Genomic DNA, 14,724 nt, shown 5'->3' with positions numbered 1-14,724 from the left:
GAGGTAGGCCGCCCAGCTCTCGGTGTCGTCCCTGCGAAAGCAGGGACCCATAACCACAGAGGCAAGTTGTGGCGCGAGCCGGCAACTCCGAGCCTTCGCCAAACCACTCCCTGTGGCTATGGGTCCCGGGTTCGCGCATTCGCGCGCCCCGGGACGACGGGCTCAGAACGCAAACTGCGTGCGCAACGCGACCGCGTCGAACTTCGAGCCGGTGTCCACCGCCGACACCGCCGTGGCCTGCTTCGACACCGTGCCGTGCAGGTAGTCGAGCATGAAGCGGACGTTGCCGTTGACGTACCAGTTGAGCGCCAGCGTGTAGACGGTCTGCCGCCCGCCGGCGATTCCGGCAGCGGTCGCCAGCTGATCGTTCAGATCCACAGTCGAGTAGCGACCGGCGATCTCCCATGCACCCCAGCCGCCGCCGTTGATCGAGAACGGATTGTTCGGCTTGACGCCGCCATAGGCCGCGTTGCCCGGATTGTACTTGCGCGATTCGCCGGTCAGGACATAGGCCGCTTGAGCGTAGCCGCCCTGGAATTTCAGGCTCGACGTGCCGATGGGCGGCACGGCAGTGTTCGCACCGCGATCGATGTTGAACCAGTAGTATTCGCCCTGGACCCAGAGCGGTCCATAGGTGGCCGCGGCTTCCACGCCATAGACCTGCGCGCCCGACACATTTGCAATCGCAGCGGTCGAGATCAGCGTCGTGGGATCGATGCGCAGCTCGGGACGATCGCTGAGCGTGAGCGTTTGCGTGTTCGCGACCAGATTGCGCGGTGGCTGGATCAGCCACTCGGCGTCGGCGCCGAGATGCACCGAGTAGTCGTTGCCGCTCACGACCTGGCCCGCAACGCGGGCCGTCGCGCCGTATTGCTCGCTGGTACCGGGAGGTGAAACGCTCGAGGCCGAGTGAATGGCACCCGTGGTCGGGCCGGTCACGTAGGCGCCGGCGTAGAACACGTCGTTGTACCAGCGGGCGCCCGCGGCAGAACGGAAATCGCCGGCGGCGATATTTTGCGCGATGATGCCGACCGAGGCTCGCTCCATGAAGGCGATATCGTTGGAGCTCGTGGATTCATCCAAGGTCCAGGCAATATCCATGATGCCGGCTTCGATCGCCATCTTGCCGCCGAACGGCTTCAGCCCGGTGTAGCTGATATACGCGTTCTCAATGCCGGACGTGCCGCCGCCGGGCAGGAAGCCGACAGGGGTCGCGCCGGCGGCGCCGGTGCCGCCAAAGCCGTCGGACGAGCCGCCGAAATCGTAGATCAGGGCAAAATTCCAGTCGTTGAGGAATTTGCCGGTGACACCGATGCGCGCACGGCGGACGTTCTCGCCGCTGTCCAGTTTCTGCGGTACGGTGGCCGCGGTGTTGGGGCGGTAATCGTAGCCGCCGACATCCCAATGCACGCGGCCGGTGATGGCAACGCAGTTGGCCTCGTCGGCGGTGCAGATGGTCGGCCGGTTGTTCGGCATCGTCACCACGACGCCTGACGGATGCGCCGGTCCCTTGAGCGGGATTGCCGCGTTGGCATTGGCGACGACCGCCTTCGCCTCCGATCGCGCTTCAGCTTTGGCCTCGGCCTTGGCCTTCGCCGTGGCGGCCGTGTTCGCGGCGGTCTGACTCTGGAGCTTGTCGAGCTTCTGCTCCAGGAGCTTCAGCTGCTGCTTCAGCAGCGCAATTTCCTGCTCACTGTTGCTGGCCGATTGGGCCTGGGCCTGCGAGGCCGCCAGCGCGCCGGCGAGACCAATCGCCGTGGCTGCAATCATTGTCCTGCTCACGTTACGCCTCCATCGTTTGACGAACTTCCCCAAGTCGCGAACGGAGAGCCTAGGTGTGGTCGATGACTGCCCCGCGACGCTGCGCCCGGTTGCGCGGTTCCCACTGATGCAAATTCGTCGCAACCGAATCCGCTTCCCATCAGCATGCAAGATGACGCGCATCATGCCAATCCACCGCCCGGGCAAATTACCGATTCGCACGGCCCACTTGCATTCCGGACACACCGGGGATGGGGCCGAATATTGCCGCCCGGCGCCCTTCTATTGGGGGACGAACGCGCCTATATTCCGTCGTCTTTTCCGAGAGGTAGGAATGTTTCGATCGATCCGTCCCGCCGCTATCGTCACTGCATTGTGCATAGCGTTTTCAGCTCACTTCAATCCGACTGCTGCGCAGGACCGTCGGGTCCCGTCGTCGCCGGCCGAACTGCGGCTGTCCTATGCGCCGATTGTGCAGCGGGTGCAGCCGGCGGTCGTCAACGTCTATGCCGCGAAGGTAGTGCAGAACCGCAACCCGCTGCTGGACGATCCGATCTTCCGCCGCTTCTTCGGCGTGCCGGGCCAGCAGCCCGAGCAGATGCAGCGCTCGCTCGGTTCCGGTGTGATCGTCGATGCCTCCGGCCTCGTCGTCACCAACGTCCATGTCATCGAGGGTGCGGACCAGGTCAGGGTGTCGCTGTCGGACAAGCGTGAGTTCGAGGCCGAGATTCTGCTGAAAGACTCGCGCACTGATCTGGCCGTGCTCCGCCTGAAGGACACCAAGGAGAAATTCCCGACGCTGGACTTCACCAATTCCGACGAGCTGCTGGTCGGCGACATCGTGCTCGCGATCGGTAATCCCTTCGGCGTCGGCCAAACGGTGACGCACGGCATCATCTCGGCGTTGGCGCGCACGCAGGTCGGCATCACCGACTACCAGTTCTTCATCCAGACCGATGCGGCGATCAATCCTGGCAATTCCGGCGGTGCGCTGGTCGACATGAGCGGCAAGCTCGCCGGCATCAACACCGCGATCTATTCGCGCTCCGGCGGCTCGCAGGGCATCGGCTTTGCGATTCCCGCCAACATGGTGCGTGTCGTCGTTGCCTCCGCCAAGAGCGGCGGCAAGGCGGTGAAGCGTCCCTGGCTCGGTGCGAAATTGCAGGCGGTGACGCCGGAGATCGCGGAGAGCCTCGGCCTGCGCTCGCCGACCGGCGCGCTGGTCGCGAGCGTGGTGTCGAACGGTCCCGCGGCCAAGGCCGGCCTGAAATCCTCCGATCTCATCACCGGGATCGACGGTCAGGCCGTGGATGATCCCAACGCCTTCGACTATCGGTTCGCCACGCGTCCTTTGGGCGGCACCGCCCAGATCGACGTGCAACGCGGCGGCAAGCCGGTCAAGCTGACGGTGGCGCTGGAGACCGCGCCCGACACCGGGCGCAGCGAGCTCGTCATTACCGCGCGTTCGCCGTTCCAGGGCGCGAAGGTCTCGACCATCACGCCGGCGGTTGCCGACGAGCTGCATCTGGACGCCGACACAGAAGGCGTCGTGATCGCCGATCTCGGCGGCGACAGCGCGGCGGCGAGTGTGGGCTTCCAGAAGGGTGACATCATCCTCGCCGTCAACAGTCAGAAGATCAGCAAGACCGGCGATCTCGAGAAGGCCGCGGGCGAGCGGCCGCGGATCTGGCGCATCACGCTGGTGCGCGGCGGTCAGCAGATCAACGTCACGCTGGGCGGATGAGTCCGAAGCGACCACAGGAGACGCCAACGCTCTTTGCCGCGGCGGGGCTCGATCACGAGGCCCCGCATCCGCTGCCGGATCGCTTGCGTCCGCGCGCGCTGTCGGAGGTCGTGGGCCAGGATCACATTCTCGGTCCCGACGGCGCGCTGACGCGCATGCTGGAGACGCGCACGCTGGGCTCGCTGGTGTTCTGGGGCCCGCCCGGCACCGGCAAGACCACGGTGGCGCGGCTCTTGGCGGACGCCACCGATCTGCATTTCGAGCAGATCTCCGCGGTGTTCTCCGGCGTGGCCGACCTCAAGAAAGCGTTCGATGCCGCGCGCGCCCGCCGCGAGATGGGCAAGGGCACGTTGCTGTTCGTCGACGAGGTACATCGCTTCAACCGCGCCCAGCAGGACTCGTTTCTGCCCGTGATGGAGGATGGCACGGTGGTGATGGTCGGCGCCACCACGGAGAATCCATCTTTCGAGCTCAACGCGGCGTTGCTCTCTCGCGCGCGCGTGCTGGTGTTCCGCTCGCTCGACGCGGCCGCGATCGAAAAGCTGTTCGCGCATGCCGAGGCGGTCGAGGGCAAGAAGCTGCCGCTGGACGCCGAAGCGCGCGCGGTGCTGGTGCGCATGGCCGATGGTGACGGCCGCGCGTCGCTGACGCTCGCCGAAGAGGTCTGGCGCTCGGCGCGAGCGGACGAGATTTTCAACGCCGCGCAGTTGCAGGACATCCTGCAGCGCCGCGCGCCGATCTACGACAAGTCGGCCGACGGCCACTACAATCTGATCTCGGCGCTGCATAAATCGGTCCGCGGCTCCGATCCCGACGCCGCGCTGTATTATCTCGCGCGCATGCTCGACGCTGGCGAGGACCCGCTGTTCCTGGCCCGCCGCGTCGTGCGCATGGCGGTGGAGGACATCGGGCTCGCCGATCCGCAGGCGCTCGTCATCGCCAATGCGGCGAAGGATGCCTTCGACTTCCTCGGCCATCCCGAGGGTGAGCTCGCCATCGCGCAGGCCGTGGTCTATCTCGCCACCGCGCCGAAATCGAACGCGGTCTACACCGCCTTCGGCACCGCGATGCAGGTCGCCAAGCAGGCCGGTTCGTTGCTGCCGCCCAAGCACATCCTGAACTCGCCGACCAAGCTGATGAAGTCGGAAGGCTACGGCGCGGCTTACGAATACGACCACGACGCCCCCGACGCCTTCTCCGGGCAGGACTATTTCCCGGAAGCCCTGGGCCGCCAGACCTTCTACGACCCGCCCGAGCGCGGCTTCGAGCGCGAGATCAGGAAGCGGCTGGATTACTGGGCCAAGCTGCGCAAGGAGCGGGCGGCTCGCGCTAGAGGCGGCCATTTCACCGTGACGGAAGGCCGCTTTTAGGGTACGCAGGCAACCATGAGCCGCCGCATCAAGAGAATGAACCCGAAGCCCCGTTCGCGTGACGAGCGCGACGACGCACGTCCACATCAGGCGCGCAGCGCGAAGAAGGCCGGACCGCGTCCGGGCGGCAAGCCCGGCGGGAAGCCGCCGCGCTTTGCCGGAGAGCGTGCCGAGCGGCGTGGCCCCGAGCGTGCCGAGCGGCGGCCGTCCAAAGCCGCCCAGGAAAGGCCTGCGCCGGAGAAGCCGGTCGAGGCGCTGCTGCCGACCAAGGTGCAGACCGTCACCGTCACGGCCGACGAGAACAACATGCGCGTCGACCGCTTCCTCGAGGCGCGCTTTCCCGGCCTGTCGTTCTCCCACATCCAGCGCGTCGTCCGCAAAGGCGAGCTCCGCGTCGACGGCAAGCGCGTCGACAGCAAGGACCGGCTGGAGGAAGGGCAGAGCGTCCGCATTCCGCCGCTGAAGCTCGACGCGCCGAAGGTTGTCGGCGAGCTCTCGGAGGCTGCGCAGAAGACGCTCAAGGCGCTGAAGGAGATGACGATCTGGGAGGACGACGACGTCCTCGTCCTGAACAAGCCGGCGGGCCTTGCCGTGCAGGGCGGCTCGGGCATGACGCGGCACATCGACCAGATGCTGGAGGTGATGCGCGATGCCAAGGGCCAGAAGCCGCGCCTCGTGCACCGCATCGATCGCGAGACCTCGGGCTGCTTGCTGATCGCCAAGACGCGCTTTGCCGCCTCGCATCTGACCGGTGCATTTCGTTCGCGGTCGGCGCGAAAGGTCTATTGGGCGCTGGTGCCGGGCCTGCCCAAGCCCAAGCAGGGCCGCATCTCGACCTTCCTGGCGAAGGAGGAGAGCGAAGACGACACCATCATGCGCATCGCCCAGCATGGCGACGAGGGCGCCAGCCACGCGGTGACGTACTACGCGGTGGTGGAGACTGCCGGCAACAAGTTGACCTGGGTGTCGCTGAAGCCGGTGACCGGCCGCACCCACCAGCTGCGCGCCCACATGGAGCATATCGGCCATCCCATCGTCGGCGATCCCAAATATTTCAACATCGAGAACTGGCAACTGCCGGGCGGCCTGCAAAACCGCCTGCATCTGCTCGCGCGCCGCATCGTCATTCCGCATCCGCGCGGCGGCGTGATCGACGCCACCGCGCCGCTGCCGCCGCATATGCAGCAGTCGTGGAATCTGCTTGGGCTCGATGCGAGCCGGTTCGACCCGATCGAGAACGCGCCGGAGGAGTAGGGGCTGAGCTCCGCTGCTAGCCCCGTCATTGCGAGGATCTCTTGCGACGAAGCAATCCAGACTGCCTCCGCGGAAAGATTCTGGATTGCTTCGCTGCGCTCGCAATGACGGTGCGGAGACAGCAGTGGTTGGCCACCCTCAATTCCGAAACTGCTCCAGAAACATCCGCAAGGAGTCGTGCGGGCTCTCGACATCAGTGATCAGCCAGCCCTCGGGCCCGTTCACGAGGACGAAGTTCAGCACCACCCGGCGGCCGTGATTGTCGAAATTCGCCGCGACATAGGTCTTGTCGTACTGCTTGCGGACGATCTCAATCGCGACCGGGCCGAGCTTCCAGCTCGGGCTCTGCACCAGGAAATCATAGGGCTCGATCCTCGGCGTGCTCCAGGCCTTGCGCAGGGGCGGATCGAAGAACTGGCGGGCGGTCACGGCGTCGCGCGGCAGGCCTTTCGACAGCTCCGGCGCGCCTTCGCCGTAATGGGCATAGACGTTGCGGACCAGCGATTCCGGGCTGCGGAAACCTGCCTCCGCCGCGGCCAGCCAAAGTCCTGCCAACAGGGCCCCAATGCCCGCAAGTTCCCTCATGCCCGCCGCTCGCTTTATCGGCCACAGGTCTTATCTTACAAGCCTAGCATCCAGCGACCGGGACCGAAAACTCACATGCGCGAATTGTTCGAAGAAGCAGCAGGCCAGCCCCCGCCGGATCCGCGGGAATCGGCGCGCCAGTCCGCGCGCACGCCGCTGCGCAAGCGCTTCTATAAGGAGGCCGGCGTCACGGATGCCGAGGGCGGCTTTGCCATCACGCTCGACGGCAAGCCGATCCGTACGCCCTCCGGCCGTCAGGTGGCGATCCCCGCGCGCGCGCTGGCCGATGCGGTGGCCGCGGAATGGGCGGCCCAGGGCGAGACGATCGACCCTGTCACCATGCCGCTGACCCGGATCGCCAACAGCGTGGTCGAGGGCGTCGTCGACCGTGTCGAGCTCGTCAGCGACGATCTTGCAAAATACTTCGAGTCCGATCTGCTGTTCTATCGGGCCGGCCATCCCGAGGGGCTGGTCGCCCGTGAGGCCACGCATTGGGACCCCGTGCTGTTCTGGGCCGCGGAGACGCTGGGCGCGCATTTCATCCTGTCCGAGGGCGTCATGCATGTGAAACAGCCGGACGAGGCGCTGAAGGCCGCCCGCGCCGCGCTGCCCGGCGATGCCTGGTCGGTCGCAGCCCTCCACGTGGTGACGACCCTGACCGGCTCGGCGCTGCTGGCGTTGGCGCTCGCCCATGGCGTGCGCGATGCGGACCAGGTCTGGGCCGCCGCCCATGTCGATGAGGACTGGAACGCCGAACAATGGGGCGTGGACGAGGAGGCGGCCGCCCGCCGCGCCGCCCGCCTGAAGGATTTTCAGGCCGCTGTGACGGTTCTGGCGGCCATGAAGCCGCCCGCGGCCCAAGGTCCTTAACGAGAGGTTTACGAGGGGGCCTTAGGGTGGGACTAGCATTCCCCCGGGCTCCTGAGATGCCGACGCCGATAAGCTCGATCGTTCCCGTCAATGCCGCCAGCCCCGTGGCTGATGCGACGACGCCCGATCTCGTGCTTCAGGCCGGCAGCGTCGTCGACGCAAGGGTCGTCAGCGTGATGGCCGACAATCTGGTGCGGATCGCGATCGCCAATCTCTCGATGGACGTGATGTCGGAGGTGGCGCTGACGCCGGGGCAAAACCTCCAGCTCGCGGTGTCGCAGAACGACGGCACGATCCGGCTCGCCGTGATGAACGGGGCAGGCGAGGCGAGCGCCGATCAGATTACGCTGACGCCGCGCGCGGCCTCGCTGGTGGACAGCCCGCCGCTTGCGCCGTCGGCAGTCCCGGCGCGCAATACCCTGACCCCGTCCGAGCAGGTCGCCGTCAGCGCCGCTTCGGCCGAGGCCGTGACGAAACAGGGCAGCCAGGCGCCGCTGTTCGCCAATTTGGCCTCCGTCGTGACAAGCAGTGATTTGCCAGCGGGATTGAAGCAGGCGGTGCTGGACGTGCTGGCGCAGCAGACGCCGCTCAACACCGCGCTTGATGGCGGCGATATCGAATCCGCATTCAACAAGTCCGGGCTCTTCCTCGAAGCCTCATTGGCCGCAGGCACAACGCCGTCTCCTGGCGCGACGCCGGACTTGAAGGCCGCGCTGCTGGTGCTGCGCCAGACCCTGGCCACCCTTGAGACCACCGTGCCGCCGGCGCCGGCGCAAGGCGCCGCGCTGCCGACGAGTGCCGCGGCCACGCCGCAGACCGCAGCTTCCGCAGCTTTGGTGGCAGGTCAGACCACGCAGGCAGTGTTGCCGTCGCCCGACGCGCAGATCGCCCAACCGACGCAGTTGTCGCGCGGCGCGCTTGCCGCCGCCGTGCTGGCGGAGATGGCGGGCGGCAATCCGCAAGCCGCGGTGCCGCGAACCATGTCCGCAGGCCTTGCCGCGAGCCTGCTGCAAGAGGTCACGCAGAACCTGCCGCGCATGCTCGGCAATTTGCCGGGCTCCAGCAAGGCCGTGCCGGATGGTCACGTGTTCGAGGCCGCCGCGCGCGCGACCACACCGCCGCCGCTCCGCGGCGCGCTGCCATCGTCGCAGCCTGTCGCTTTGCCATCGCTTGCGCCGGACGCACCTCTGGCCGCGACCGTGCATCGTCTGCTCGATGACACCGATGCCGCGATCGCGCGGCAGACATTGTTGCAGGTTGCCTCGCTCCCCGATCGCACGGATGCCTCTGGTCACCGCATCGATCCGGCCGTGCCGCAGTGGAATTTCGAGATCCCGTTCGCGACCCCGCAGGGCACCGCGATGGCGCAGTTCGAGATCTCGCGCGATGGCGGCAACGAATCCGCCGATCCCGCCAAGCGCGCCTGGCGCGCGCGCTTCGCGCTCAATGTCGAGCCGGCCGGGCCCGTGCACGCGCTGATCACATTGAACGGCGACAAGACCTTCGTGCGGATGTGGGCGGAGCGGCCGGCAACCGCGCAGCAGCTCCGCGCCGGGATCGGCGAGCTCAGCCAGGCGATGTCCAGGGCCGAGCTCAAGCCCGGCGATATCGTCGTGCGCGACGGCACGCCGCCGCAGCCGGCGCCGGCCCGCGCCGGCCACTTCCTGGACCGCGCCACATGAGCGATCCATCCAAGCTCGCGATCGCGCTGCACTACGAGAAGGGCTCTGGCGCGCCCGTCGTCGTCGCCAAGGGCAAGGGCACGATCGGCGAAAAGATCGTCGAGATCGCCAAGGCCAACGACATCCCGATCGAGGAAAACGAAATTTTGGCCGGCGCGCTCTCCAAGGTCGAGCTCGGCGAGGAGATTCCGCCGGATCTCTACAAGGCCGTCGCCGAAGTGCTGGTGTTCGTGCTGCGGCTGTCGGGCCGGGGGCGGTAGAAACAAGCTGTCATCGTTTCACCACGTAGCGGCTGCATGGTCGCGGCCACCTTCATCATTTACCGGATCCCGCTCTTGCTCACCCGCCGCTCCACCTTCGGCCTTCTCGCCGCAGCCGCCACATTGCCGTCACGTGCACTCGCCCATGTCGCGCCGCCGCGCAACGAGATCCGCGACAGCCTCGCAAAGCGTTTCACCGATCTCGGCACCTCAGGCACCTTCGTCGGCTACAAGGTCGAGGACTACCTGATCGTCGCCAGCGACAAGGAGCGCTCGGGCGAGGGCAAGCTGCCGGCCTCGACCTTCAAGATTCCGAACTCGCTGATCGCGCTCGAGACCGGTGTCGTCGCTGATCCCGACAAGGACGTGTTTCCCTGGGACGGCGTCAAGCGGCCGATCGAAGCCTGGAACAAGGATCACACGTTGCGCAGCGCGATCGCTGTCAGCGCGGTGCCGGTCTATCAGGAGATCGCGCGCCGCATCGGGCAGGAGCGCATGCAGAAATATGTCGACGAGTTCGACTACGGCAATCGCGACATCGGCGGCGGCATCGACCAGTTCTGGCTCACCGGAAATTTGCGCATCGATCCGGTCGAGCAGATCGACTTCGTCGACCGTCTGCGCCGCCGCGCGCTGCCGATCTCAAAGCGGAGCCAGGACCTCGTCGCCGATATCCTGCCGGTGACCAAGGTCGGCGACAGCGTCATCCGCGCCAAGTCCGGTCTCCTGGGTGCCGAGCGCGGCGAGCCATCGCTCGGCTGGATGGTCGGCTGGGCCGAGAAGGGCGAGGCGCACACCGTGTTCGCGCTCAACATGGATTGCAAGGAGCCGCGCCTCGTCGGCGAGCGCATGCCGCTGACGCAAGCCTGCCTTGCCGAGATCGGCGCGATCTAGCGCTGTCGCGCCGGCGCCGCTCCATCACCGTCATTGCGAGGAGCTCTTGCGACGAAGCAATCCAGACTGCTGCCGCGGGAAGATTCTGGATTGCTTCGCTGCGCTCGCAATGACGGAGTATGCGGTGTCTCCCATGGCCGAGGAGCCGTAGGGTGGGCAAAGGCGCGCAGCGCCGTGCCCACCATCATCTAGTTGGTGGGCACGCTCCGCTTTGCCCACCCTACGGCAGCGCGTGTGGAGCAGGCGGTCTCATCCCAGCTTGAACAACACCTGCAAAAACTCCTCCACGGCCTTGCGCGACTCCGCGGCGGTCGCCGGATTGCCGCCGACATGCGGATTGAGCTCGACGCAGGAATCCTTGTAGGAGAACGGCGCATTCGTATCGCCGTTCATCAGCACGCCGCCGTCACCTTCCCTGATCTTGCAGTTGCGCACGGTCTGCGCATTCGCCGACACGGCAACGGTGTTGACCCCGAGCAGGCCACTGTCAAAGCCGTGCGCGCTGTCGGGATATTCGGTCAGCACGACGTCCCGCCCGGCGCTCTTGAGCCGCTCGACGAAGGCCTTGCAGCTCCTCACGGGATTGTAGTCGTCGGGCGTGCCGTGGAAGATGCGGATCGGGCGCGCGGCGATCTCGCTATCGCCGACATAGGTCGTCGAGCAGTCCGGATAGAACGGGATGTACGCTGCGAACTGGATGCCGGACTTGTTCCAGAGCTTGTTGAAGCGCTCCAGGCTCGCATAAAGCGTCGCCTGGCCGCCGCGCGAAAAACCCATCAGCACGATGCGGTCGGGGTCGACGCGCGGGTGCTTCGCCAGGATCTCCAGCGAGCGGTAGATGTCGACGATCAGGTTGAGCCGGCCGAGCAGGGCCTGGCTCGGCCCCACCACCGTCAGCCCGCGGCCGGTGAAGCCGTCGATCACGAAGGTCGAGATGCCCATGGCGTTGAAGGCGTGCACCCAGGCCTCGGTGGTGGCGCCGACACCGCTGGAGCCGTGCATCAGCACCACGACCGGCAGCTTGCCGGTGCCTTGCGCAACGCGGAATTCGCCGGCAACCGTCACCGCCTTGCCCGCGGCGGCATCGCCGCTGAGAAATTGCTGGTCGGAGAGGGTGAGCGAGGGGATCGGGTAGATCTCGGCGCGCGTGGCGACTTCCTTGGGAAGCGCCTGCGCATTGGCGAGCACAGTGGAAACGCAGAGCGCAATGAGCACCATGGCGGCGCGGAATGCCGTCGGCATCGGATCCTCCCTCTTGATTTTCGGGGAGTAGAGCAACGGACCTGCGCGCTGTCAATTTGACGCGCGACGGTCTCAGCCCTTGTCCGCCGGCTTCTTCGCCGTCAGCGCCTGGTCGATGGCAAAGCCGCCGATCTCGCTCATCGCCCGCGAGATCACGTCGCCGCGGCGCGCAAAGCAGCTGGAGAGATAATCGAACTGCGTCCGCGCCAGCCGCAGCACCTCGATCGGCACCGAGACCACGGTCTCGTTGAAACTGTCCACGGAGGCGCGCAAGCTGTCGAGCTCGCTCGTGAGCTTGCCGATGTGACTCTCTGCGTGCTGCATCAGGCCGAGCAACTTGTTGCGCTCGGCTTCGAAGGCCGCGCGCTCGGCGGCCGCCGCCGCGGTGACGTCCGCAAGCTGTCTCTGCAGCGCCTCGATCTGGCCGACCATGGCATCGGAGGCGAGCTCGGCGGCCTCGCGCAGCTCGGTGCTGCGCGCGCTCTCTTCCTGCGCCTGATGATACAGCCGTTCGGCCGACATCGCGCGCTGGCTCAGCGACTCGATCATGCTGGCTGCGCGCAGCAGCATCTCACCGTTCCGCCCCGACACCATGCTGGCCATGCGCCGCAGGAAGTCGATGGTTTCGGACGATGGGTTCGGCGGCAGTGGGACGACCGTCGCGGACATGGGTGATGCTTGAGCCAGGGCATGATGACCGCCGCCGTACCGACTTGGCTCACGCAACATTCGGCGCCTGATCGCAAGGCTTGAAGCAAGCCTGAATCGGCCGGCCCGGTCAACCGGCAAGCGCGGCAGATACGGTCCCGTAGCCCGGATGGAGCGCAGCGCAATCCGGGGATCGCGCCCGCGCCGCACTTGTCCCGGATTACGCTCCGCTCCATCCGGGCTACGCAGTCAGCCGAAGCGGGAGATCAGGCATCCCTCTGCCGCCCGATCCGGCCGAGATGGGTGAAGCCGAACCCGGCGGAATATTTCAGGCCGTAGCCGAGCGCCCGGTCGATGCCGATATGGGCGAGCCAGATCAAGGCGATGGACAGGGTGAGGGGCGAGGCAAGGCCGAAGCCCAGCGTCAGCAGCGTCACCGGCGCCATGTAGCTGTGGGCGGCGTTGTAGACCATCGCGCCGAATTTGGCGTCGGACAGGTATGCCAGGAAGCTCAGATCGGGCACGAAGAACAGCAGGGCAAACACCAGCCACGACCCATCCCAGGCCGCGTAGAGCATCACCATGCCCACAAACAGGGTCAGGCCCTCCAGCCGCAGCAGGATGTTGACGCCGCCGGTCGCCGCGCCCGTCTCGGCCGTTCCTTCCGTCATGCTCGTCTCCCGGACAAAAATTTGTAATTCCTTGTGCTTTCCCGCTACGGCAGGGCAGCCCTGCGACGACGAAAGCGGCTTTCCGGGCCGCAAAATGCCGTGTTAGAACCCCGCATCACTTAAGACCTGGCGGGAGCAAATGAAACACATCCTGGACGCCCTTGAAGATCGTCGTGCCGGCGCAAAGCTCGGCGGCGGGGAGAAGCGCATCGAGGCGCAGCACGCCCGCGGCAAGCTGACCGCGCGCGAGCGCATCGAGCTCTTGCTCGACAAGGGATCGTTCGAGGAGTTCGACATGTTCGTCGAGCACCGCTCCACCGAGTTCGGCATGGAGAAGTCCAAGGTGCCTGGCGACGGTGTCGTCACGGGATGGGGCACCGTCAACGGCCGCAAGACGTTTGTCTTTGCCAAAGACTTCACGGTGTTCGGCGGGTCGCTGTCCGAGACCCACGCGCTGAAGATCACGAAACTCCAGGACATGGCGATGAAGGCGCGGGCGCCCATCATCGGCCTCTATGACGCCGGCGGCGCCCGCATCCAGGAGGGCGTCGCTGCGCTCGCCGGTTATTCCTATGTGTTCCGCCGCAACGTGCTGGCCTCGGGCGTGATCCCGCAGATCTCCGTCATCATGGGGCCCTGTGCCGGCGGCGACGTCTATTCGCCGGCCATGACCGACTTCATCTTCATGGTGAAGAACACCAGCTACATGTTCGTCACCGGCCCCGACGTGGTGAAGACCGTCACCAACGAGGTCGTCACCGCCGAGGAGCTCGGCGGCGCCTCGGTGCACGCCACGCGCTCCTCGATCGCGGACGGCGCCTTCGAGAACGACGTCGAGACGCTGCTGCAGATGCGGCGCCTGATCGACTTCCTGCCGTCGAACAACACCGACGGCGTGCCGGAATGGCCGAGCTTCGATTCGATCGAGCGCCTCGACGATTCCCTGGACACGCTGATCCCCGACAATCCGAACAAGCCTTACGACATGAAGGAGCTGATCCTGAAGGTCGTGGACGAGGGCGACTTCTTCGAGATCGCGGAATCCTTCGCCAAGAACATCGTCACGGGCTTTGGCCGCATCGCCGGCCGCACCGTCGGCTTCGTCGCCAACCAGCCGATGGTGCTGGCCGGCGTGCTCGACTCTGATGCGTCGCGGAAAGCGGCGCGCTTCGTCCGATTCTGCGACGCCTTCAACATCCCGATCGTCACCTTCGTCGACGTTCCGGGCTTCCTGCCGGGCACCGCGCAGGAATATGGCGGCCTGATCAAGCACGGCGCAAAGCTGCTGTTCGCCTATTCGCAGTGCACCGTGCCGCTCGTCACCGTCATCACCCGCAAGGCCTATGGCGGTGCCTTCGACGTCATGGCCTCCAAGGAGATCGGCGCCGACATGAACTACGCCTGGCCGACCGCCCAGATCGCCGTGATGGGCGCCAAGGGCGCGGTCGAGATCATCTTCCGCAGTGACATCGGCGACCCCGACAAGATCGCCGCCCGCACCAAGGAATACGAGGACCGCTTCCTGTCGCCGTTCATCGCCGCCGAGCGCGGCTACATCGACGACGTCATCATGCCGCACTCGACCCGCAAACGCATCGCCCGCGCGCTGGCGATGCTGAAGGACAAGAAGACGGAAATGCCGGCGAAGAAGCACGACAATTTGCCGTTGTGAGGACACGTAGCCCGGATGAGCACAGCGACATCCGGGTTTCGGCCCAAGAGTCCCGCATGTCGCTTCGCTCA

General features: G+C 66.2%; 13 protein-coding genes. 8 read left to right on the top strand and 5 right to left on the bottom strand.

Annotated features, from left to right (window positions below):
- Window positions 1-162: 162 nt before the first annotated feature.
- Window positions 163-1,782, bottom strand: a complete 1,620-nt coding sequence (locus IQ16_RS08430; RefSeq protein WP_018647267.1) for an OprO/OprP family phosphate-selective porin — start codon at window positions 1,780-1,782, stop codon at window positions 163-165.
- A gap of 313 nt (window positions 1,783-2,095) precedes the next feature.
- Here IQ16_RS08430 and IQ16_RS08425 point away from each other — a divergent pair, with 313 nt between their 5' ends.
- From IQ16_RS08425 to IQ16_RS08415, 3 genes are read left to right on the top strand one after another with little or no spacing between them, the layout of a single operon-like run.
- Window positions 2,096-3,505, top strand: coding sequence for a DegQ family serine endoprotease (locus tag IQ16_RS08425; protein ID WP_018647268.1), 1,410 nt, complete (start codon window positions 2,096-2,098; stop codon window positions 3,503-3,505).
- A complete protein-coding gene (locus tag IQ16_RS08420) occupies window positions 3,502-4,875 on the top strand; it encodes a replication-associated recombination protein A (RefSeq protein ID WP_145831363.1) in 1,374 nt (457 codons plus the stop codon). Before IQ16_RS08425 ends, IQ16_RS08420 begins: the two co-directional genes overlap by 4 nt.
- Window positions 4,876-4,890: 15 nt before the next feature.
- Entirely contained in the window at window positions 4,891-6,129 is a 1,239-nt protein-coding gene (locus IQ16_RS08415; RefSeq protein ID WP_018647270.1) for an RluA family pseudouridine synthase, read from the top strand.
- A 138-nt stretch (window positions 6,130-6,267) separates the two neighbouring features.
- Here IQ16_RS08415 and IQ16_RS08410 read toward each other — a convergent pair whose 3' ends face one another.
- Window positions 6,268-6,714, bottom strand: coding sequence for a hypothetical protein (locus IQ16_RS08410; protein WP_018647271.1), 447 nt, complete (start codon window positions 6,712-6,714; stop codon window positions 6,268-6,270).
- 75 nt (window positions 6,715-6,789) lie between these two features.
- Here IQ16_RS08410 and IQ16_RS08405 point away from each other — a divergent pair, with 75 nt between their 5' ends.
- The 4 genes from IQ16_RS08405 to blaOXA all read left to right on the top strand — a co-directional run bounded on the left by IQ16_RS08405 (window position 6,790) and on the right by blaOXA (window position 10,420).
- Window positions 6,790-7,584, top strand: coding sequence for an ATP12 family chaperone protein (locus IQ16_RS08405; RefSeq protein ID WP_018647272.1), 795 nt, complete (start codon window positions 6,790-6,792; stop codon window positions 7,582-7,584).
- Window positions 7,585-7,640: 56 nt separating this feature from the next.
- Window positions 7,641-9,266, top strand: a complete 1,626-nt coding sequence (gene fliK, locus IQ16_RS47475; protein WP_167526312.1) for a flagellar hook-length control protein FliK — start codon at window positions 7,641-7,643, stop codon at window positions 9,264-9,266.
- A complete protein-coding gene (locus IQ16_RS47470; protein WP_011088117.1) occupies window positions 9,263-9,526 on the top strand; it encodes an EscU/YscU/HrcU family type III secretion system export apparatus switch protein in 264 nt (87 codons plus the stop codon). The genes fliK and IQ16_RS47470 overlap by 4 nt, the downstream gene beginning before the upstream one ends.
- 75 nt (window positions 9,527-9,601) lie before the next feature.
- The gene (gene blaOXA, locus IQ16_RS08385; RefSeq protein ID WP_035667948.1) at window positions 9,602-10,420 is read left to right on the top strand and encodes a class D beta-lactamase; all 819 of its coding nucleotides are present in this window, start codon (window positions 9,602-9,604) and stop codon (window positions 10,418-10,420) included.
- A 249-nt stretch (window positions 10,421-10,669) separates the two neighbouring features.
- Here the strand turns inward: blaOXA and IQ16_RS08375 are convergent, their stop codons facing one another.
- The 3 genes from IQ16_RS08375 to IQ16_RS08365 form a co-directional block, all read right to left on the bottom strand.
- Complete coding sequence (locus tag IQ16_RS08375) at window positions 10,670-11,662, bottom strand: dienelactone hydrolase family protein (RefSeq protein WP_026312670.1); 993 nt, start codon at window positions 11,660-11,662, stop codon at window positions 10,670-10,672.
- A gap of 72 nt (window positions 11,663-11,734) precedes the next feature.
- Window positions 11,735-12,331 carry a hypothetical protein gene (locus IQ16_RS08370; RefSeq protein ID WP_018647276.1) on the bottom strand — a complete coding sequence of 199 codons (597 nt, stop codon included), beginning with the start codon at window positions 12,329-12,331 and terminating at the stop codon, window positions 11,735-11,737.
- 245 nt (window positions 12,332-12,576) lie between these two features.
- Window positions 12,577-12,981 carry a DUF4260 domain-containing protein gene (locus tag IQ16_RS08365; RefSeq protein ID WP_018647277.1) on the bottom strand — a complete coding sequence of 135 codons (405 nt, stop codon included), beginning with the start codon at window positions 12,979-12,981 and terminating at the stop codon, window positions 12,577-12,579.
- A gap of 139 nt (window positions 12,982-13,120) precedes the next feature.
- On the opposite strand from IQ16_RS08365, the gene IQ16_RS08360 reads away from it, so the two are divergent.
- Window positions 13,121-14,653: an acyl-CoA carboxylase subunit beta gene (locus IQ16_RS08360; RefSeq protein ID WP_018647278.1), complete on the top strand. Its 1,533-nt coding sequence runs from the start codon at window positions 13,121-13,123 to the stop codon at window positions 14,651-14,653.
- Window positions 14,654-14,724 lie beyond the last annotated feature (71 nt).

Origin of the sequence: Bradyrhizobium huanghuaihaiense, from assembly GCF_007830635.1 — a bacterium.
GTDB lineage: Bacteria > Pseudomonadota > Alphaproteobacteria > Rhizobiales > Xanthobacteraceae > Bradyrhizobium > Bradyrhizobium huanghuaihaiense.
Note: the sequence above shows the minus strand (reverse complement) of the source record. Positions and strands in the feature narration are given on the sequence as shown.

Bases quoted from the DNA above. Each gene is read 5' to 3' on its own strand.
- IQ16_RS08425 (WP_018647268.1), top strand. From the start codon at position 2,096: ATGTTTCGATCGATCCGTCCCGCCGCTATCGTCACTGCATTGTGCATA.
- IQ16_RS08420 (WP_145831363.1), top strand. From the start codon at position 3,502: ATGAGTCCGAAGCGACCACAGGAGACGCCAACGCTCTTTGCCGCGGCG.
- IQ16_RS08415 (WP_018647270.1), top strand. From the start codon at position 4,891: ATGAGCCGCCGCATCAAGAGAATGAACCCGAAGCCCCGTTCGCGTGAC.
- IQ16_RS08410 (WP_018647271.1), bottom strand. From the start codon at position 6,714: ATGAGGGAACTTGCGGGCATTGGGGCCCTGTTGGCAGGACTTTGGCTG.
- IQ16_RS08405 (WP_018647272.1), top strand. From the start codon at position 6,790: ATGCGCGAATTGTTCGAAGAAGCAGCAGGCCAGCCCCCGCCGGATCCG.
- fliK (WP_167526312.1), top strand. From the start codon at position 7,641: ATGCCGACGCCGATAAGCTCGATCGTTCCCGTCAATGCCGCCAGCCCC.
- IQ16_RS47470 (WP_011088117.1), top strand. From the start codon at position 9,263: ATGAGCGATCCATCCAAGCTCGCGATCGCGCTGCACTACGAGAAGGGC.
- IQ16_RS08375 (WP_026312670.1), bottom strand. From the start codon at position 11,662: ATGCCGACGGCATTCCGCGCCGCCATGGTGCTCATTGCGCTCTGCGTT.
- IQ16_RS08370 (WP_018647276.1), bottom strand. From the start codon at position 12,331: ATGTCCGCGACGGTCGTCCCACTGCCGCCGAACCCATCGTCCGAAACC.
- IQ16_RS08365 (WP_018647277.1), bottom strand. From the start codon at position 12,981: ATGACGGAAGGAACGGCCGAGACGGGCGCGGCGACCGGCGGCGTCAAC.
- IQ16_RS08360 (WP_018647278.1), top strand. From the start codon at position 13,121: ATGAAACACATCCTGGACGCCCTTGAAGATCGTCGTGCCGGCGCAAAG.